This is a genomic window from Frankia sp. AgPm24 (genome assembly GCF_023243055.1).
GTDB classification, from domain to species: domain Bacteria; phylum Actinomycetota; class Actinomycetes; order Frankiales; family Frankiaceae; genus Frankia; species Frankia umida.
In genome coordinates this window covers 22,502-42,415 of sequence record NZ_JALKFW010000214.1, presented here as the reverse complement: position 1 = coordinate 42,415, position 19,914 = coordinate 22,502, and the positions used below count along the sequence as shown (strand labels likewise).

Sequence of the window (19,914 nt, the reverse complement as noted above, 5' to 3'; positions counted from 1 at the left end):
ACCGGAGGAACGGCGCGGGCTCGGGCGGCCGGCGCGGCGGGCACGGAGGTCAGCGACAGAGCGCGGCCTGGCCGCGGGCGAAATCAAGCCAGCGACAACGTGTCAGCAACACGCAGGTCAACTGGGCCATGGCGCCCAGCATGCGGCGCGTGCGTCGGTATGTCCAACGATGCTTCATGATGGCGATCCATCGCGGATCGTGATGCATTCTCGAGTAGCCTGGTGAACATGCGCCGGACCCTGGACATCGCCCCCCTGCGCAGCCTCGTCGCTGTCGCGGACTGCGGCGGTTTCCAGCGGGCCGCGACCTCGCTGCATCTGAGCCAGGCGGCGGTCAGCCAGCATGTGCGCCGCCTGGAGGCCGCCACCGGGCGGCTGCTCGTCGAACGCCAGGGGCGCGGCTCCCGGCTGACCGCGGACGGCGAGAAACTGCTCTCCCAGGCCCGCCGCATCCTCGCCCTGCACGACGAGACCCTCGAGGACTTCGGCTTCGCGGGCGACGCGACCCTGGTCATCGGGTCGACCGAGCACGCCGCCGCCCAGGTGCTGCCGCCGCTGCGCGCCGCGTTGGAGGACGGCCCGGCCGGCCATCAGATCCGGTTTCGGATCGACCGGGGCTCGAAACTGCGCGAGCGGCTCGACGGCGGCGGCGTCGACCTGGCCCTGCTGCTCGGCCCGGCCGACGATCCGCGGGCACGGGCGGTCGGCGATCTGGAGCTGACCTGGTACGCCGCCCCCGGCTGGCACCGCCCCGCGGCGAGCCTGCCGATCCCGCTGGTCGCCTTCGACCATCCGTGCGCGCTGCGCACCCGGGCGTTGGAGACACTGTCCCGGCACGGCCTGCCCGCGGTGATCGGCGCGGAGGCCATCCAGCTCGCCGGGGTACAGGCCGCCGTCGGCGCGGGCCTCGGGGTCGCGCTGATGGCGACGTTGCACCACACCCCGGTCGGCCTCGTCGCCTGTGACGACCTGCCCTCCCCCGGTGCCCTTCCGCTGGCGGTGTGGTCACGCACGGGCCTGGCCGAATCGGTCACCCGCCGGGCCGCCGACGCGCTACGCGACCTGCTCGCCGAAGGAGCCTGATGTCCGCCACATCCGCCGGGTCAGCCGGGTCGTCGGGATCGTCCGGTCGCGCCATCCGGGTGGTGCGCACGCCCGGCGGGGTCGCGGTGCCCGCCGACATCGACCCGTTCCACCGTCGGCTGCACCGGGTCGCCCCCGCCGGCCTCGTCGGTGACACCACCCAGACCACGGGGATGCGCCGCCGCGAGGCGATCAGCGGCAAGACCGTCGGCGCCCGCAGTCTGTGGATGGGTCAGACGCACGTGCCCGCGTCGACGTCCTCGGGCAACCATCACCACGGCGCGTCCGAAACCGCGATCTACGTGGTCGCCGGCCATCCCGTCTTCGTCTTTCTCAACGTCGAGGGGGACGACCCGGTCGAGACACGTGTCGAGACGTCCCCCGGCGACTACGTGTTCGTCCCGCCGTACGTGCCGCACCGCGAGGAGAACCCCGACCCGTCGGTGGAGGCGCTGGTCGTGATCGCCCGCACCACCCAGGAGGCGATCGTCGTCAACCTCGAGGGCCTCGACTGGTCCGAGGTGCGCACCGATGATCCGGGCGACACCGGCTCCGCCTGCTCGTAGCCGGCCACGGCGGGTGTCCGCTCAGCGCACGAGCCGGAAGAAGCCGCGGACCTCGTCGACGAACAGGGCCGGCTGTTCGAACGCGGCGAAGTGGCCGCCGCGCGCCGGCTCGCCGAACCAGCGCAGGTCGGTGAACCTGCGCTCGGCCCAACGCCGCGACGCCCGGAAGATCTCGTGTGGGAACACCGAGATCCCCGACGGCACCGCGACCTCGTCGGCATCGACCTCGCGCAGGCTTTCCCAGTACAGCCGGGCCGAGGAGGCACCCGTGCCGGTGAACCAGTACACCGACACGTCGTCGAGGATCTGGTCCCGCGACAGCACCTGCGCCAGATCACCGTCGTGGCCGGTCCACTCGTGGAACTTCTCGACGATCCACGCGCACTGCGCGACCGGTGAGTCGACCAGGCCGTAACCAACGGTCTGCGGGCGGGTGGACTGCTGCGAGGCGTAGGCCATCCCCCAGGTGGTGTACTCGCGCAGCCGGGCGAGCGCCGCCCGCTCCGCATCGGTGAGGTCGGTGAGCTCGCCGCGGGCCACGGCCTGGCCGATGCCGACCAGCGGCATGTTGACATGCACGCCGACGAGTCGGGCGGGCCGCTGCTGGGCCAGACTCGTGGTGACCATCGCCCCCCAGTCACCGCCCTGCGCGCCATAACGGTCATAGCCCAGCCGGGTCATCAGGTCGTCCCAGGCGCGGGCGATCCGCGGGAGGGCCCAGCCGGTGGACGTCGGGCGTGCGCTCCAGCCGTAGCCGGGCAGCGACGGGATGACCAGATGGAACGCGTCCGCCGGGTCCGCCGGATTCGTCAACGCCTCGATCACACCGAGGAACTCCACCACCGACCCGGGCCAGCCGTGGGTGAGGATCAGTGGCAGCGCGCCGGGATGCGGCGACCGGGCGTGGATGAAGTGGATGTCCAACCCGTCCAGCCGGGTGCGAAAATGCTCGAACGCCCGAAGCCGGGCCTCGGCGGCGGCGAAGTCATAGCCATCGGCCCAGTAGCCACACAGCTCGCGCAGATAGTCCACCGGAACGCCCTGCGACCAGTCGTCGACCGTCGCCGGCTCGGCCCAGCGGGTGCGCCGCAGCCGGTCACGCAGGTCCGCGACGGCGGCGGAGCTGTACTCGGGGCGTATCTCGACGATCGCATCGGTCATGGCGTACGACGGTATCGGTCAGTGCCGCAACAGGCCCGCTTCCTGCATGGCGGAGGCCACAAGCTCGCCGTCGCGGGTGAAGAACATGCCCCGGGACAGCCCGCGGGTGCCGCCGACGGTCGGGCTGTCCTGGGCGAACAGCAGCCAGTCGTCGGCGCGGAACGGACGGTGGAACCACATCGCATGGTCGAGCGACACCAGGTCGAGCCGCCCGGGTCCGGCCCTGTGATGCGGGCGCCGCGCGGTGGTGGACAGGGTGACATCCGAAAGATAGGTCAGCGCGCAGACGTGCAGCAGCGGGTCGTCGGTCAGCGGCTGATCGACGCGAACCCAGATGTACTGCCGGGGCATCCCGTCCTCGGGGGCGGCGGAGCTGGTCACCAGCCGGAGATCGAGCAGCTGGAACGGCGGGAAGTCGGGGGCGATCAACATCGGCCCCCACCGCTGGGACTGCTCGTCGGGGCCGGGAACGTCAGGCATCCGCAGCCGATGGCTGTCGTCGCTGTCCCGGGGACGCTGGAAGGATGCCGACATCGAGAAGATGACCTCCCCGTCCTGGACGGCGCTGACCCGACGGGTGGTGAACGACCGGCCTTCGCGCAGCCGCTCGACGAGGTAGACGATCGGCGCGTCGGTGCGGCCGGGGCGCAGAAAGTAGCCGTGCAGCGAGTGCATCCGCCGGTCGGGGTCGACGGTGCGCCCGGCCGCGATCTGCGCCTGGGCCGCGACCTGCCCGCCGAAGGCGCGCATCGGTGCACCCTCATGACATCGACCGCGGAAGATGTCGCGGTCGATGGTGTCGAGGGTCAGCAGATCCGCGAAGTCAGGCTTGTGCTCCAGTGCCACAGCGCCGAGGCTACCCGCGCCGGGGTAGCCGGAGCGCGTCAGAGCACGCCGGCCTGTCACCAGCCCCGTCAGGTGTGGTCAGCCAACGTCAGGAGCGGTCGACCAGCGTCAGTCGTCGTCCAGGGCCGGTTCGGGGGCTCCACCGAAGATGCCGTCGCACAGGCGCAGGTAGAACCGGTCGGGCCGGGGCACGTGTTCGAGTTTCTCCAACGCGCTGACGTGATCGCCCTCGGTCTCCATCTCGAACGTGCCGTAGCCGAGAAGCCGGCCGTTGGGATCGAGTTTGTACGACAGGTCGGTAATCTTCGACAGTGGCAGGCTCTGTATCCGCCGGGACAGGATCCCGGACGCCTTCACCAGCCGGGTGTTCGTGATGAGCAGCACGGTGAGATACCAGCCGAGCAGTCGCCACATGAGCCGGAGGACCACGGCCAGCGCCACCCACCACAGCAGCGTGACCAACACACCGATGCCCGCGTGGTGGACGGCATCGTAGAGGGAGACGGCGATGGCGACGGCGAGGACGCCGGCTGTCTCGAGAACCACCCGGGCAACCACCACCCAGTGAAGTCGTATTTGTACGGTTAGATGTTCGTTGTTGGCCAGATAGCCGTCGATGCGCATGGCGGAACCATCCCCGTGTGCCCCCCGAATTCCGACAGATCATGATCGCACACACGGCGCGATGCAGGCTATCCCTTATCCGACACATCGCAACCCGGGTGTCACATCCGGCGATCAGGTGACCGGGCCGGCGCACCAGACATCCTTCGGACATCTACCGGACAGGGCCGGGTTGACGCGGGGTGTCGGACCGTGCCGCCCGACCGCGCCGACCAGGCAGCGGTGCCACGCACATGTCACCGGGCATTTCCGCGAAATCATCAGTGATCTGACGGACCTTGCCTCACATCTCGAGACCGCCCGACAATTCGTCGTGAACCGCAGTTCTGTGCAGACCGCGCGGAACCGCGTTCGGCGAGAGGAGTTCGGTTGCCCACCGATCTGTCCACGGACATTGTGCGGACGTCCGCCCAGGCCGGACGCCTGGTTCTCTGGGAGGAGTCAGCCCGCGACGGCGCCCAGGGGAAAACCCTGATGAATGCCGGGTTCCGGATAAGGCTCGCCCGGAAACAGGGGCAGATCTTCGGTGTGCACGGCGCCCGACATGTCGTTTTCGCCGCCGGGTTTCCGGCGGTGTGCGCCGAGGAGTTCGAGGTGACCCGGCGGGTCGCCCTCGAGGTGGACGGCGCGGTGAGCCCGGCGGCGGTGTGCCGGGCCACCGCCGCCGATGTCCGCCAGGCCGTGGCCGCGGTACACGCGGCCGCCCGCCGCCGGGTGATGATCGTCGTGCCGGCGTCCGACCTGCTGGCGGATGTGATGCTGCACCGGACGGCACGCGCGATGCCCACCCTCGCCCCGGAGCTGGTCGACGAGGCGCACGCCACGGACCGCACGGCGGGCGGGGTGGCGGGCACGCTGTCGGTGGACGTCTGCCTCGCGGACGCGCCACGGGCCGATCCGGTGCTGCTCGCGGAGCTCGCCGAGCGGGTGACCGCGGCCGGCGCCGGCGTGGTCGTGATCGCCGACACCATCGGCGATCTGCTGCCCACGCAGACAGCCCGGCTGTTCGACCGGTTGCACCACGGTATCGGCGATCAGGTGGTGCTCGCCTCGCACCTGCACAACGATCTCGGACTGGGGCTGGCGAACACGCTCGCGGCGCTGCGGGCCGGGGTGCGAGTGGCGGCCTGCTCCTGGCTGGGCCTGGCCGAACGCAGTGGGATGGTGGCCACCGAGCAGCTGTTGTTCCTGCTCGCCTACCGTCCCGAGATCGTGGCGGACCTGCTCGGCGACACCGACGCACCCGGGCGGGGAGCCGACCTGTGGTGGGCCGAGCCGGATCTGACCCGGCTGCCGGAGATCGCCGAGATGGTCTCCGCGCGCACCGGCCTGCCGTTGTCGGTCACCACACCGATCGTCGGCAGCGGCGTCGGCACCATCTCCACCGGGACGCCGTTCGTCCACCCCGGCGCGTTCCAGCCCTTCGACCCCCGGCGCGTCCTGGGTGTCGAACCCCACGTCCTGCTCACCCAGCTGGCCAGCGCCCGGGTGGTGCAGGCCGTCGCCGAACGTCTCGGGTTCGCGCCGGACCGGGCGCAGACCGCGGCCGCCCTGCGCTGGGTGAAACAGGAGGCGTACCGCCGTGACCAGGCCGTGATTCCCGACGAGGACCTCGCAGGCTTCCTGCGCGACGCCGGCACGCTTCCGGGGCCGGTTCCGGTGGCCGGCCCCGGTTCTGGCACCGGCCCCGGTTCTGGCACCGGCCCCGGTTCTGGCACCGAAGGCCGCGCGGTGAGCGCGGCGACGGCGCCGCCGGAAGTCCAGGCCGCGCTGGTCGCCGGGCGGGCGGTCATCATGCCGAATCCGCCGCCGCTGACCTACGTGGTCGCCGCCACCACGCCCACGGCCGTCAACCAGGCCAAGCGACGGCCGGTCGACCAGGAGGTCGCGGTCTGGGTCACCGGTGACGCGCTGCTGGGCGAGCTCGCCGACCTGGTCGCGCTGGCGGCCCCGGAACGCGGCTTCGCCACCTGGTTGCTGCTCGAGGAGCGGGTCACACTGCTGGTGCCCCTGCGCCCGGACGTGGACGTGCCGGGCTGGCTGTCCCCCGCCGTCCGCGGCGGCTACGCCCTGCTGTTCGGGGCGCGCTGGGCACCGGTGCTGCCGCTGCTGTCGGCCTTCCGGCTGCTGTACGTCAGCAGCGCCAACCGGACCGGCCGGCCACCGGCTGCCACCGCCGCCGACGCCGCCGCGATGTTCGGCCCCGACATCCCGATCCTCGACGCCGACACGATCACCACCGACACGATCACCACCGACACGACCACCACCGGGACGGTCACCACCGGGACGGTCATCACCGGGACGGCGTCGACCGGGGCACGCACGGGCGCGACGACGATGCTGCGGCTGGGCGCCGACGGCACGCTGGGCCTCGTCCGCCACGGCGCCCACGACCGCCCGGACGGACCGGACGGGTCCGCGGCACTGCCGGTCGTCGACTATCTCACCGACGTCCAGGCACGGTTTCGGGCCACGACCCTGCTGCCTCGTTCGTACGAGGCGACGCCGGCCCTCGACCATGGCCACGGTCTGTGACGCTGCCGCCGGGGCCCACGGGTGTGCAGGGTGCACACGGGTCGCCGTAGGGGTATCCGCGTCCGATTCGCCCCCCACAGCGACCCGTGTAGGGGGATCTTGCTGTGGGGCCGGTTGCGGGGCGTCGCGGTGGCGGGGTGGGGTGCTGGCTGTCGAGCCGGACGGCTCAGACGGCGGCGCCGACGCGGTCGACCAGTGCGAGCGAGCGCTCCCACAGGGCGGCGCGGACGGCACCGTCGTAGGCCTGCGGGTTGGCGCGGGTCTCGCGCTGACGGTCGAAGAACCTGCCGGTGACACCGTCCAGCGCCGGGCTGGTGACCAGCCGGTGGGTGGCCTCGACACCGGTCTCGAGGGCGTCGACGCTGTGGCCGACTTCCAGCAGCACCATCTTGGTCGGCATGTACGTCGCAGGGTGCAGGCTGTTGACGGTGATCTCGGCGGGGTCGACCCGTGCGGCGAGCTCGAACCCGGACATGATCTGCGCGAGCTTGCTCTGGGCGTAGGCCCGTCCGCCGTTGTAGGCGCGCTCAAGCATGAGGTCGTCGAAATCGAGGGGATGCTGGCCGAGGGAGGCGACGTTGACGATCCGGGCCGGCGCACGCCCGACCGGGCCGGCGGTGGACGAGCCGGCGGTGGACGAGCCGGCGGTGGCGGTGGCGCGCAGCAGCGGCAGGAGGTCCAGGGTGAGCAGGAACCCGGCCAGGTAGTTGACGGCGAAGCGCAGTTCGTGGCCGTCGGCGCTGGTGCGGCGGGTACGACCGTCGGGCTCGCCGGAGCCGATGCCGGCGTTGCTCACGAGCACGTCGAGTCGGTCGGTGGCGGCCCGCACGTCGCCGGCAAGTCGGCGGACCTGGGCCAGATCCGCCAGATCCGCCTGGACGGTCCGCACCCGCGGGCCATCACCGGAACGACCCTCAGGACCGGGACGACCCTCAGGACCAGGGCTACCCTCGGGGCCGGGACGACTGGCGGGACCGGCGAGTGCGTTGAGCTCGTCGGCCAGCGCGGCTAGTCGGGCAGGGTCACGGCCGTGCAGGATGAGGGTGGAGCCTTCGGTGGCGAGCCGGGCCGCGAGGGCCCGGCCGAGGCCGTCGGTGGCGCCGGTGATCAGGATGGTGCGAGGCTCGGTCATGGGCGCCTCCTGCCCGCTTCGCGCCGCGTTGATTCCCGGGAGACCGACGATCCCGGGGCAATGTCAGCCCTTGACGGACGCCACGACGGACGACTCAGCGGGTGGTTCGGCGGACGGCTCAACGGGGCGCCATCCGGACGGCACCGTCGAGGCGGATGACCTCGCCGTTGAGCATCGCGTTGTCGACGATGTGGGCGACCAGGTTCGCGTACTCGGCCGGGTCCCCGAGCCGGCTGGGATGCGGGACCTGGGTGCCGAGCGAACGCAGCGCCGTTTCGGGCAGCGACTCCAGCAGCGGGGTGCGGAACAGGCCCGGGGCGATGGTGACCACCCGGATCCGATGTTGGGCCAGCTCACGGGCGACCGGCAGGGTCAGGCCGACCACACCGCCCTTCGACGCGGCGTAGGCGGCCTGGCCGATCTGACCCTCGTAGGCGGCGATGGACGCGGTGTTGACGAGCACGCCGCGTTCCTCGCCGTCGGACTCGACCGGGGTGTGGGCGATCATCGCGGCGGCGGCCAGGCGCAGCACGTTGAAGGTGCCGATCAGGTTGACCTCGATGACCTTGCGGAAGCCGTCCAGGGGACTGGGCTGCCCGTCCCTGCCGACGATGCGTGCCGCCGGGCCGATGCCGGCGCAGTTGACGGCCATGGCGAACGGGCCGTGGGCGAGCGCGGTGTCGACCGCCCGCCCGACCGCGTCCTCGTCGGTCACGTCCGCCGGGACGAAGCTGGCGCCGGAGCCCAGCTCGTCCACGATCTTCTTGCCGTTGCTGGTCGGCAGGTCGACGACGACGACGTGCGCTCCCTGGCGGTGCAGCCGCTGGGCGGTGGCCAGGCCCAGGCCGGACGCACCGCCGGTGACCAGCGCCGACTTCCCCGTGACCTTCATGGCGAGCAGCCTGCCACAGCCCACCCGGCCGACCCTGCGATGCCGCGCCCGACGCCGGGGTCGTAAGCGCCGGGACAGGACATCGAGGTCGACGCCTCCCTGGAGGGTGGCCGTCCCGAACGGGTCAGAGCTGGCCCTGGCTGGCCGTGCCCAGCGGGATCGCCCGCAGGCGGCGGATCACCGGCGCCTCGGCCAGGCCCCCGTCCAGCCCCGAGACGAGGGTCTTCATCGCCGGGCTGGTCCCGTGCTCGTCAAGCAGGTCCTCGGACGTCCACTTCTCGACGATGACGAACTCGTCGTCGCTCTCGTGCAGCGCGTACAGCTCGCAGCCCGCGTCCTGCTCGTGGACGAGTGGGAAGGCCGCCTCGAACGCGGCCCGTACCTGCGCCCGCCGCTCGGGCAGGGGCTTGAGCACGGCGACGACGACAACACTCATCGAATCTCCTTCGACAGGCCAGAAAGGACAGAAAGGACAGACAGAACGAACAGGGATTACCACAACGAGGCGGGCCGCAACAGACAGTACGGGTGGCCACCGCGCCCGCGGTGACCACCCGTACTCATCTCAGCAGGTCGACCGGTGTGCCGTCAGCCCCTGTTCACCCCAGTTCGCCGCGGCCACACCGGGTCGGGCTCAGTCCTCGATCGGGGTCGCGCCGAGGACCTTGTAGGCCTGCGGCTGGCCCTTGTCGTCCAGGACCGAGATGATGCCGCCGCGGACGCAGGTGGACGGCGCCAGCGGGTCGGCCTTGCCGTTGCAGCGGAAGCCGATGTCCAGCGCGCCGGCCAGCTGCCGCTGCGGTGCCTTCTTGATCGTGGAGGTGATGTTCGCGGCCGTGATGTCACCGGTGATGCCCTGCACGCCGGTGGCCAGCGCGGTGACCTCGATGAAGGAGGTCATACCGATGTTGCGGGTGGTGTCGATGCCGCTGCCGTAGGTCTCGGCGACGGCGTTGTAGAGCCGGGTCGAGGCGTTGTCCGCGCCGATGGGTGCGGACGCGGCGACCGTCATGCCCTTGAGGACCGAACCGGGCACGGCCTTGCGGGTCGCGTCGGTGTTGCAGGCGCCGATGGTGGAGATCGGACCGGTGAAGCCGACCGCCTGCAGACCCTTGAAGGCGCTGATGCAGAAGGAGTCGTTACCCAGCACGAAGACGAGACCAGGGTCCTTGCTGACGATGTTCTGCATCTGCGGGGTCATGTCCGCGGTGCCCGGCGGCACGGCGACGACGTTCAGGGCGACTCCGGCCTTCTGGAAGACCCCGGGAGCGACCGTCTTGAGCGAGTCCACCGCGGACGGCACGTCGATCACGACATAGGTGACCTTCTTCAGGCCGGCTTCCTTCGCCCGCTGGATCGGGAGCGTGTAGAAGCCGAAGGTGTTGTCCTGGATGGCGAAGGTCGACTCGGTGTCCTGGGTGGTCGCCTTGGTGACGCCGCTGTAGAGCATCACCGGGATGTGCGCCGCGTGCAGCGGCTCCCAGGCGGCGCCGATCACCGTGGAGGCGCCAATGACGGTGGCGACGACCTTCTCTTCGATCAGGCGGTTCGCGCAGTCGGTGCCCTTGCTCGGGTCGGCCGCGGACTCACAGCTGACCAGCTCGATCGGACGCCCGCCGATGCCGGCCTTGTGCTGGTTGAGATATTTGACGGTGGCCTTGGCCACCGTGATCTCGATCGAGTTGTCGGAGATGTCGGTCTTGCCGTCGGAGATGAAGCCGATCTTGACCGGTGCGCCGGCGGCCGCGTTGACGGGCCCCAGCACGCTGCTGGCGCTGGAGGTCACCGTCGGGCTGTCGGCCTTGTCGTCGCCACCGCTCCCACAGGCAGCGACGAGGGCCAGCAGACCCACGGTCGCACCGGCTAACCCGACTAACCGCCCACGCCGACGCTTCGACGGCCGGCTGTCCGCGGTGCCGCGCAGCGCAGTCTCTCGCGGAAGGTTTTGCTGTCCCATAAACTTAACCTCGTTCTCGAACTGCCTGGGTGGTCGTCGCCGGTGGCCGAAGGCCTAAACCCGCGGAACTGGGCGGCGCACACCTCGCCCGCGCCCCTCAACCCCCTCGATCAACATGCAGGTGACCCTAGTCACACTCTAAGTCGACGTCAATATCGACCTTGGCGAATCCATGGGTTGGCGACCGAGCAGGCCGACCGTGGGCCTCGGCCGGCGGCGGGTCCGGGCGGGCAGCGGCGCCCGTCCGGTGGCACAGGCTTCCCACAGACCTCGCACAGCAGACGCACAGGCTGGGGCGGCTTACTGAGGATCTCCACCGAGAGACGGAGCCTCGCATGGCGCACCGACCATCCGCCCGCAGCCCGCAGCCCGACCTACGAGGGTCGGCCGTTGCCCGCCCCGACGAGGAGCTCGTCGACCAGATCTGGCCTTCGACCTGCGCACCGCGATGAACCGGCGCCGGCTACTGGCCTTCCTCGGCGTGGGTGCCGCCACCGCGGGTCTCGCCGCCTGCGACACCTCCGCGGACGCGTCCGCCACCAGCTCGTCCAGCACCGCTGCTGCCACGAGCGGCGCCACCGCCACCGGCCAGCGGCATGCGACGTCGTCTACCAGCAGTCCGGTTACGCCACGTCGGTGACGAACCTGGCCCGGGTCAGTCTGGCCGGCGACAACGTCTTCGGCGACGACAGCGGCGCCCGGCAGCTCGGCACGGTCACCGGCAGCGTCACCGCCGGTTACACCGTCGCGCTCACCGTCGGCGTCGACACGACGACCACCGCGGGTGGTGGCGGCCAGGCGCCGGCGGGTGGTGACGGTGGCGGCCGTGGTGGTGGCGGCGGCCGTGGTGGTGGCGGCGGCCGTGGTGGTGGCGGCGGCCGTGGTGGTGGCCGGCCGTAGGCGCCCGCTACTCGGCGGGTCGGACCGCCAGCGCGTGGTGGAAGCGGTCCTGCGGGTCCCAGCGCTTCTTGATCTGGCGTAGCCGCGGGTAGTTGCCCTTGTAGTACAGCGTCGACCAGGCGGTGGACGACGTGTTCCAGGCGGCATCGGCCAGGTCGACATCGGGATAGTTGATGTAGGCACCGTCGTGGCGATCACCGGGAACGGGAACGCCGCCGGTGTCGGCGAACAGCTCCCGGTAGAGGCCGCGCACCCAGCTGAGGTGCAGCTCGTCCTCGGCCGGGTCGATCCACCGCACGGAGTACTGCGCCTTGATCACCGAATCACGTTGGGGTATGGCCCGTTCGTCCGCCCGCAGACTGTTGATGCGGCCACCGTAGCCGGCCAGCAGGACGGTCGCGGCCCGCCCCGGATACCCGGCCCGGGAAAGCCACCGGTAGAGGGTCGCCAGCTGCGCCGGGGTGTAGCTCTTTCGCAGATAGGACGACTTGAGCTTCACCCGGTTGCCTATCCCCGGGCCGAAATCGGCGAAGCTTGAATACCGGAAGGCGTCCCACCACGGCAGCGTCCGCTGGTTGCCGACCGGTGCGACGCTCGTGCCCTCCCCCAGCGCCGCGACGAAGTCGCGCAGCAACCCGGCGGCGTTCGGCGCGGTGGCGTCGACCTGCACGGTCAGGCCGAGATCTCCGGTGTTGACACTGTTGAGCGACAGCACCGCGAACAGGGCGCGCTCCGGGGCACCCGGGGCGCTGTTCGCCTCGTGCCAGCGGGTGAAGTTGGCGACGATCCGGGTGTAGCTCGTCTCGTCGAGCTGAGCCCACGGCCAGCGGTACTGGGCCAGCAGCAACGCCGCCGGCGGCTGGGGGAGCCAGGTCGCCGGGCTGTTCCCGGTCGCGTGCGGATCGCGTAGCCAGTAACGGGTTACGACCCCGAAATTACCGCCTCCGCCGCCGGTGTGCGCCCACCACAGATCATGGTTCGGATCGTCGGCCGCGGCGGTCGCCACCACCGTGCGGGCCTGCCCCGAGACGTCCACCACGACCACCTCGACGGCGTTCAGATAGTCGACCACCAGCCCGTGCAGCCGGGAAAGCGCGCCGTAGCCACCGCCGCTGATATGCCCGCCGGCACCGATCTGCGGGCCGACACCGCCGGGCACGGTCACCCCCCACCGTTTGAACAGCACCTCGTAGACCGTGCCCAGCGTGGCCCCGGCTTCGACCACGACGGCGCCGCGTGGCAGGTCGGCGTACACCCCGGTGAGCTGCGAGAGATCGATGACCGCCCTGACCGCGGGGTCGCCGACGAATCCCTCCAGGCAGTGCCCGCCACTGCGGACCGCGATTGTTCGGTTCTCCCGCACGGCGTCGGCGACGGCACCGCGCACCTGCGCCACCGTGGTGGCGAGCCGGACGTGGTCCGGTTGGCCGATGAAACGGTAGTTGATCCCGCGGACCAGATCCTGATAGCGCGCGTCACCAGGCCCGATCACGGCCGCGGACGCTACCGGGGTGGGTGCGGTGGCGGCGCGGGCTGGTGACGCGGCCAGTCCGGTGCCGACCGCCGTCGCGCCGCCCAGCAGCCCCAGCCGCCGTCGGGTCAGATCGTTCATCGCTGCTCCCCCTGTGCGCGTGTTCGCGCCGACGAGGCGGCGCACTGGCCGGGACGGGCGGTCGCCGCCATGCGACCGGGAATCCATGACCACGGATATCGGCTCCGACGGGAACACAAACGGACCCACCGAGTTCAGGGCAGCGGAAACCCACCGATCGGCACCCGAAGGAACATCCCGTCGGACAGCAAACAATCCGGATCTCCGACGTGGCTGACACCGGCCGTACGAAGGGGGATGCTACTGGTTGTCCGCCGCCGGGTCGGCCTTTTTCCCGGTTCCGGGATATTCCGGCGTCACAGCATCGGATCGCACTTTTCGGTGATACATCCGAGCCGGTGTTCAGGTCCGCGTGACGGTGACCGCCCGGCCGGTCGAGGTGGTGGGGCATCGGCGCCCGTGGCCTGCCGTGCCCGGTGGGTCGGGAAGGCCCGCGGCCGGGTCGTTGTTCTGGTGGACGCCGGCAGGCCACGCACGATCGAATGCTGTGACGGACGTCCGCGCAGGTGCGCGGACACGGACGCGGTGGAGGGAACCAGAGCCATGACGAGCACTCCCCCGGGCACCACACCCACACCCACCGACACGCGGGCAGCCACCGACACTCAGGCAGCCGACACTCAGGCAGCCGCCGCGGCGTTGGCGGCCCTGCCGGCCGCCGGGGCCTCGAAACCGGCCAGTGCCGTCGGCGGTGAGCGGGTCCACGCCGAGCGGGCGGGCAAGCGGGTACGGGCCCTGCTCGGCGGCCAGGTCGTGGTGGACACGGTCCGCCCGGTGCTGGTCTGGGAGGGCCCGCACTACCCCGTCTACTACCTGCCCGCCGAGGACGTCCGCGCGACGCTGGTGCCCAACGGGACGGTCAACCGCTCGCCGAGCCGGGGTGCGGCGGTTCGCCACGACGTCGTCATCGGCGACCACACCGCCCCCGACGCCGCCGTCACCCACCCCGACTCCCCCATCCCGGCGCTGCGTGGGCTCGTCCGGTTCGACTGGAACGCGCTGGACACCTGGCTGGAGGAGGACGAGATCGTCTACGGGCACGCCCGCAACCCGTATCACCGCATCGACGTTCTCGCGAGCTCCCGGCATGTCCGGGTGGAGATCGACGGTGTGACGGTCGCCGATTCGGTCCGTCCGGTGGTGTTGTTCGAATCCGGTCTGCGGCCCCGCTATTACCTGCCGCTGACGGATGTGCGTACCGAGCTGCTCACATCGTCGGATTCCGCCACCCACTGCCCGTACAAGGGAACCGCGAGCTACCATTCCGTGCGGGTGAACGGCGAGGTCCACGAGGATGTCGTCTGGTACTACCCCACGCCGCTGTTCGAGAGTATTCGCATCGCCGGCCTGGTCTGCTTCTACGACGAGAAGGTCGACGTCCTCGTCGACGGCGTCCACACCTGATTCCACGGGAGAGCGTCGTGCGCGGCCGGGCGCGGCCACCCGCATCACCGAACGCATCCGCACGACCGTCAGCGCACAGGCGGCACCCGGGCCGCGGTGAACGCGGTGATACCCACGTCGACCGCCGGACCGTGGATTCCGCCTTCAGGGGGAGGTGACAGTTGCATCCCGCGCCGGATGTGCTCACCACGACGGGTGTCCTTGACTGGATCGGTGACATCGACTCCTGCACAGCCCCTGGCGCTCGAGGCCCGGGCGTTGGGCCCGGACCTCGCCCGCGGGTTCATGCTGTTGTTCATCGCCCTGGCGAACTCGCACTACTTTCTGCGCGGCTCGTCGGTGCTCGGCGGCTATCCCCGGGACGGGTCGGGCCTCGACGCGGCCGTCATCTGGCTGATCGCCACCTTCGTCGACGGACGGGCGTTCCCGATGTTCGGGCTGCTGTTCGGCTACGGGGTCGCCCAGATCGTGCGACGCCAGCGGGAACGCGGGCCGCGGGCCGTCCGCCGGTTGTTGTGGCGGCGCGCCCTGGTACTGGTCTGTGTCGGGTTCGCGCATGCGGTGCTGCTGTATGTCGGGGACATTCTGAGCGCCTACGGGATGCTGCTGTTCGTCGGCGCGTGGATCGTCGGCTGGCGGGATCGCTGGCTGCTGACGATCGCGCTGGTGTTCTTCGTCCTCGGCGCGTCACCCAGCGGCGGTTCGGCGACCATCAGCACCGATCCGCCGGACGCCTCGATGCTGCCACCGAACGTCATCACGATGCTGACCGAACGACCGCCGGTGTCGGGCGTGGTCGCGTTCGGCGGGCCGTTGGGGTTCGTCGGGCCCTTCTCGCTCGGGTTGTGGGCGGGCCGCCGTCGCGTTCTCGAACAGCCGGAGTCGCACCGGGCGCTGCTGCGCGCCACGGCGGTGGTCGGCATCGGCGCGGCGGTGCTCGGCGCGCAGCCGGTCGCGCTCATGCTCGCCGGGGTCGTCGCGACACCCGCACCCGAGGTGCTGCGGATGATCGGCCCGTTGCACGACGCGACGGGACTGCTCGGTGGGCTCGGCTATGCCGCCGCGCTGTGTCTGATCGCGGCCCGCGTCCAGGGTTCACCGCGGCCACGGCCTCGATCGGTGGCGGCGATCGCGGCCGCCGGGCAGCGGTCGATGACCTGCTATCTGTCCCAGTCGCTGGTCTGGGCACTCGTGTTCACACCGTTCCTGCTCGACCTCTCGGGCACCCTGACCGTCGCCACGACCGCGGTTCTCGCGGCGCTGACCTGGCTGGGTACCGTGCTGACGGCCGCCTGGATGCGCCGGACCGGCCGCCGCGGGCCGTTCGAGACCCTGATCCGCCAGATCACCTACCGACCAGGCCCGTCACGGTGACGGGCCATCACCGTGACTCGGGCCTACGTGGGTCCGGCCGCCGAAGCGGTCTCGGCGTGGACGGCGGGCAGGACGTCGTCGAGCAGGCGGTGGACGACATCGTCGGGATCGCCGGTGCCGGGTGCCGGCATGAAGACGAAGTGCTGGACACCGGCGGCGACGAAATCCGCCAGTTTGCGGGTGACCTCCTCGGGGGTGCCCACGGCCGCGACGTTGTCGATCATCGCGCGGAAGTCCTGGTCGTAGTTGCCGCCGATGGTGCGGGCGGCCTCCTCGCGGGCCCGGTCGCCGTCCTTGTCGACGTTGACGAAGACGAACGCGTGGTATTCGAATCCGGTCAGGTCACGGCCGGCTTCGGCGGCCAGGGCGCTGATCGTCTGGACCGAGGCCGCATAGCGCCGCGGCGAGTACAGGTAGGGCATCCAGCCGTCGCCGACAAGGGCTGCGCGGCGCATCGCCCGTTCCCTGCGGCCGGCGATGACGATGGGTGGGCCGCCGGCCTGGGCGGGCGCGGGGTGAATCCGGACGTCCGCCATGGAGTAGAACGGGCCCTCGTGGGTGATCTCCTGCGCCGTCCAGAGCCCGCGCAGCAGGGGGATCGCCTCGTCCAGGCGGCGGCCGCGTTCGTTCAGGGGGACCTGGCACGCGCGGAACTCCTGCGGGTACTCCCCGCCGATGCCGACGCCGAGGGTCAGCCGGCCGCCGCTGGCCCGGTCGAGGTCGGCGACCTGCTTCGCGATGATCGCCGGTGGATACAACGGCAGCAGCAGGATGGACGTGCCCAGCCGGACCCGTTCGGTCACCGCGGACAGCCGCGCCAGGGTCATCATCGCCTCGGTCGAGGGATTACGGGAGGCGACGTGCCCGCCCGTCCACAACGAGTCGATGGGCAGTGCGTCGAACCGGGCGGCTCGTGCCAGGTCACCGCCGACGACGAAACCGACCTTCACCTGCTGGGGCCGCGTGCCCGTCACTGGGCCACCTCTCGGTCGGTGTAGCGGACGAGGATCGTCTCGGTGTCGGCGCCGAGGACGGGACCGGGGCGGACCTCGCCGCCGCCGGTGCCGCCACGTCCACCGGCGGAGAAGTGCCACGGTGGCCGCAGCACCCGCTGGCGTCCGAGCACCGGATGGTCGACCTCGACGAACGCCTCGCGGGCGGCCAGATGCGGGTCGGTGGCAAGATCGGCGAAGGTCATGACCGGTTCGGCGGGGACGCCGGCGGCCTGCAGGGACGCCGCTGCCTCGGCGGCCGTCCGCGGGTGCGTCCAGGCCCGGATGGCCTCGTCGATCTCGTCGGCGGCGGCGCGGCGGGCCGCGGGGGTGGGCAGGGCGGTGGGCCAGTCGTCGCGGCCGAGCACCGCGCACAACGCCGACCACTGGGCCTCGTCGCCGACCGCGAGCGCGAGCCAGCCGTCCTCGCCGGCGGTGGGACGGCAGGGGTGGACGCCGTGCGGGGTCATCGTGTGATGGCCGTTGCCGCGGCGCTGCCGCCAGGGGACGCCCGCGACGTGGGCGAGCACCGCGTCGGGGGCGCTGGCGATCACCACTTCGCGTGAGGACAGGTCGAGATGCTGGCCGCGGCCGGTCCGGTCGCGGTCGAGCAGGGCCGCGAGGATACCCACGGCGAGCGCCGCGCCGCTGCGGTAGTCGACCGGGTCCCCGACGTCGGTGGGCGGGCCGTCCGGGTGGCCGCTCTGCACGGACAGCCCACCCGTCGCGGAGAAGATGCTGGCCAGGCCCGCTCCGGTGGCAAGTGGACCGGTCGAGCCGTTGGCCGAGGAGGAGGCGACGACCAGGCGCGGGTTGAGGTCCAGCAGGACCTCGGCGCCCAGACCAAGGCGGGCCATGACACCCGGGCGGAAGTTGTCGACGACCACGTCGACCTCGCCGGCGAGCCGGCGGGCCAGCGCCAGGGCGTCCGGCTGGGTCAGGTCCAGGCGCAGGGACCGCTTGTTCAGGTTGAGCTCGTTGAAGATCGGTGACGCCTCGAGGGTGTCGTAACGGGCGAGGAAGCCGTAGCGGGCGAGGTCCGGCCGCCGCGTCGACTCGACCTTGATGATCTCGGCTCCGAGAAAGCCCAGCAGCAGCGTCGCGTAGGGACCGGCCGCCGCCCAGGTGAAGTCGAGCACCCGGACCCCGTCCAACAGCCGCCCATCCCCGGGCCGGTTCGACTGGGCTGGCAGGTGCGACCCACGGGACTCGCGGGACTCGCGGGACTCGCGGGACTCGAAGCCGGTGGACGAGCCGAGCCGGGGGGCCGGGCGCACGGGCAGCGCCGACGCCGAGAACCGGTAGGGCGCGCCGGGGATGCGCAGGTGACCGCCGTCGCCGTCGTCGACGCCGACGTCGCGGAAGAAGTCGCGGTGGGCGAGCTGCTCGTCCTCGAGCAGGTCGGTCGGCTCGGCGAAGATGCCGGCGGGGGCGCCGACCGCCGCGAGGAGGCGGGCGGCCTCGTGTTTGGGCCGCGCCTCGCACCAGGCGGTCAGCGCCTTCTGCAGGCCGGCGACGTCGGCGGCGCGGGCCTGCGCGGTGTCGAAGCCGGCGGCCCGGAACTCGGCGCCCTGCGGTGTGGCCAGCAGCCGATCCCAGTGCTCGTCGCGCAGGCCGACGGCCTGGATCCAGCCGTCCTGGCAGCGTTGCATCCCGCCGACCGGGTAGCGGGAACGCTCCCGTCCGACCAGGATTCCGTCGTTGAGGAAGCGGTTCAGCCGGGTGCGGTTGAGCGTGAGCAGCGACTCCTGCACCGACACGTCCACCCGCTGGGCGCTGACCCGCTCCCGCCCGCCGGCCGCCGTCCTCGCGGCGGGCCGTCGGGAGGCGTCCCAGCAGGCCGCGAGGGCGGCGATGGCGGCGTTCCAACCCGCGTCGAAGTAGCCGAGTTCACTGCCGAGCTGGATCGGCGCGCGGTCGGGGAACCGCTGCCAGCCCAGCCCGCTCGGCAGGGTCGAGCCCTCTCCCGACGCGTGGAACAACGTCAGATGATGGGCTTGGTGGCCGCTGGACGGTCCGGTTGCCCCGAAAGGACGCACCGACACCACCGCGGTGTCGGGAATCCGCGTGGCCAGCGGGTCGAGCCGGGCCGGCGCGAGGTCGGTGACGAGCAGATCGGCCGCGGCGGCCAACTCGAGAATCCCCTCGCCCACGGGCCGGATGACGCTACGCTTACCGGCGCTGAGGTAGACGAACCGGGCGCTGACACCCGCGGCGGTGCGCGGCTCGGCGGCGCGCAGCACATGCCCGGACGGCGGCTCGACCATCACCACCTCGGCACCGAGATCGGCCAGGAGCCGGGTGCAGAAGCTCACCGCCACGCTCTCGCCGACATCGAGCACCCGCCAGCCGGCCAACGGACCAGTGGTTAACGGCCCGGCGTCTCTCATGTCCACTCGGTCCTGGCCATGCTTCGCAGCCTCCCAGTCGGTGCTGACGCCCACTGCCCTACCCCTGACGCCCAGTGCCCTCTGACGCCCAGTGCCCTACCTGACGTCTGCCGCCCTGCCCAGACGCCTACTGTCCTGCCGCCCGGATGCTAGGCGACCGGACGAACCCCGGTCCACCGACCTTGGTCGGCAAGGGCCAGCTCGGACCATCGACCAAGGTCGAGCGACCCCTCGACCCCGGTCGGCCCACCTACCTCGAGGACGAGAAAAAAGTTGACAGATCCCGGCAACGCCGGCAGGCGGAGAACAGTGCCCGAACCGCATGTCGGCTGCTCGACAGAAAACGTGCCGTCGCGTCAGCCGGTCGGCCGCGTGATCCCACGTAAAGTCATTCTTGCAATCCCGTCATCAGCCGGTGACAGGATGGCCGTGATGGCGACGGC

The 19,914-nt window shown here is 71.4% G+C and carries 16 protein-coding genes; 6 read left to right on the top strand and 10 right to left on the bottom strand.

Annotated elements, in window-relative coordinates; genetic code table 11:
* The first annotated feature begins 228 nt into the window (after window positions 1–228).
* Window positions 229–1,083, top strand: a complete 855-nt coding sequence (locus MXD61_RS24215) for a LysR family transcriptional regulator (protein WP_248815726.1) — start codon at window positions 229–231, stop codon at window positions 1,081–1,083.
* The gene (locus MXD61_RS24210; RefSeq protein ID WP_248815725.1) at window positions 1,083–1,649 is read left to right on the top strand and encodes a cupin domain-containing protein; all 567 of its coding nucleotides are present in this window, start codon (window positions 1,083–1,085) and stop codon (window positions 1,647–1,649) included. Before MXD61_RS24215 ends, MXD61_RS24210 begins: the two co-directional genes overlap by 1 nt.
* A gap of 21 nt (window positions 1,650–1,670) precedes the next feature.
* Here the strand turns inward: MXD61_RS24210 and MXD61_RS24205 are convergent, their stop codons facing one another.
* The 3 genes from MXD61_RS24205 to MXD61_RS24195 form a co-directional block, all read right to left on the bottom strand.
* A complete protein-coding gene (locus MXD61_RS24205; protein WP_248815724.1) occupies window positions 1,671–2,810 on the bottom strand; it encodes an epoxide hydrolase family protein in 1,140 nt (379 codons plus the stop codon).
* 18 nt (window positions 2,811–2,828) lie between these two features.
* Window positions 2,829–3,656 (bottom strand): acyl-CoA thioesterase II, encoded by an 828-nt coding sequence (locus MXD61_RS24200; RefSeq protein WP_248815723.1) that lies wholly within the window; start codon window positions 3,654–3,656, stop codon window positions 2,829–2,831.
* 108 nt (window positions 3,657–3,764) lie between these two features.
* Entirely contained in the window at window positions 3,765–4,280 is a 516-nt protein-coding gene (locus tag MXD61_RS24195; protein WP_248815722.1) for a PH domain-containing protein, read from the bottom strand.
* Window positions 4,281–4,649: 369 nt separating this feature from the next.
* Here MXD61_RS24195 and MXD61_RS24190 point away from each other — a divergent pair, with 369 nt between their 5' ends.
* A complete protein-coding gene (locus MXD61_RS24190) occupies window positions 4,650–6,818 on the top strand; it encodes a hypothetical protein (RefSeq protein WP_248815721.1) in 2,169 nt (722 codons plus the stop codon).
* Window positions 6,819–6,984: 166 nt separating this feature from the next.
* On the opposite strand, the gene MXD61_RS24185 is transcribed toward MXD61_RS24190, so the two are convergent.
* From MXD61_RS24185 to MXD61_RS24170, 4 genes are all read right to left on the bottom strand, one after another.
* A complete protein-coding gene (locus MXD61_RS24185; RefSeq protein ID WP_248815720.1) occupies window positions 6,985–7,950 on the bottom strand; it encodes an SDR family NAD(P)-dependent oxidoreductase in 966 nt (321 codons plus the stop codon).
* Window positions 7,951–8,068: 118 nt separating this feature from the next.
* Window positions 8,069–8,842: a 3-hydroxyacyl-CoA dehydrogenase gene (locus MXD61_RS24180; RefSeq protein ID WP_248815719.1), complete on the bottom strand. Its 774-nt coding sequence runs from the start codon at window positions 8,840–8,842 to the stop codon at window positions 8,069–8,071.
* A 124-nt stretch (window positions 8,843–8,966) separates the two neighbouring features.
* Window positions 8,967–9,278: a putative quinol monooxygenase gene (locus tag MXD61_RS24175; protein ID WP_248815718.1), complete on the bottom strand. Its 312-nt coding sequence runs from the start codon at window positions 9,276–9,278 to the stop codon at window positions 8,967–8,969.
* Window positions 9,279–9,476: 198 nt separating this feature from the next.
* The gene (locus tag MXD61_RS24170; RefSeq protein WP_248815717.1) at window positions 9,477–10,694 is read right to left on the bottom strand and encodes an ABC transporter substrate-binding protein; all 1,218 of its coding nucleotides are present in this window, start codon (window positions 10,692–10,694) and stop codon (window positions 9,477–9,479) included.
* Window positions 10,695–11,435: 741 nt separating this feature from the next.
* Here MXD61_RS24170 and MXD61_RS24165 point away from each other — a divergent pair.
* On the top strand, window positions 11,436–11,699 hold the full coding sequence (locus MXD61_RS24165) for a hypothetical protein (protein ID WP_248815716.1): 264 nt from the start codon (window positions 11,436–11,438) through the stop codon (window positions 11,697–11,699).
* 7 nt (window positions 11,700–11,706) lie between these two features.
* Here MXD61_RS24165 and MXD61_RS24160 read toward each other — a convergent pair whose 3' ends face one another.
* The gene (locus MXD61_RS24160) at window positions 11,707–13,311 is read right to left on the bottom strand and encodes an FAD-binding oxidoreductase (RefSeq protein ID WP_248815715.1); all 1,605 of its coding nucleotides are present in this window, start codon (window positions 13,309–13,311) and stop codon (window positions 11,707–11,709) included.
* Between the two features lie 543 nt (window positions 13,312–13,854).
* On the opposite strand from MXD61_RS24160, the gene MXD61_RS24155 reads away from it, so the two are divergent.
* Window positions 13,855–14,715 (top strand): DUF427 domain-containing protein, encoded by an 861-nt coding sequence (locus MXD61_RS24155; RefSeq protein WP_248815714.1) that lies wholly within the window; start codon window positions 13,855–13,857, stop codon window positions 14,713–14,715.
* A 213-nt stretch (window positions 14,716–14,928) separates the two neighbouring features.
* Window positions 14,929–16,089, top strand: coding sequence for a DUF418 domain-containing protein (locus tag MXD61_RS24150; RefSeq protein WP_248815713.1), 1,161 nt, complete (start codon window positions 14,929–14,931; stop codon window positions 16,087–16,089).
* Between the two features lie 23 nt (window positions 16,090–16,112).
* On the opposite strand, the gene MXD61_RS24145 is transcribed toward MXD61_RS24150, so the two are convergent.
* Together MXD61_RS24145 and MXD61_RS24140 are read right to left on the bottom strand one after the other, a co-directional pair.
* The gene (locus MXD61_RS24145; protein WP_248815712.1) at window positions 16,113–17,063 is read right to left on the bottom strand and encodes an LLM class flavin-dependent oxidoreductase; all 951 of its coding nucleotides are present in this window, start codon (window positions 17,061–17,063) and stop codon (window positions 16,113–16,115) included.
* On the bottom strand, window positions 17,060–19,438 hold the full coding sequence (locus MXD61_RS24140; RefSeq protein ID WP_248815711.1) for a CoA transferase: 2,379 nt from the start codon (window positions 19,436–19,438) through the stop codon (window positions 17,060–17,062). Before MXD61_RS24140 ends, MXD61_RS24145 begins: the two co-directional genes overlap by 4 nt.
* Window positions 19,439–19,914: the final 476 nt, after the last annotated feature.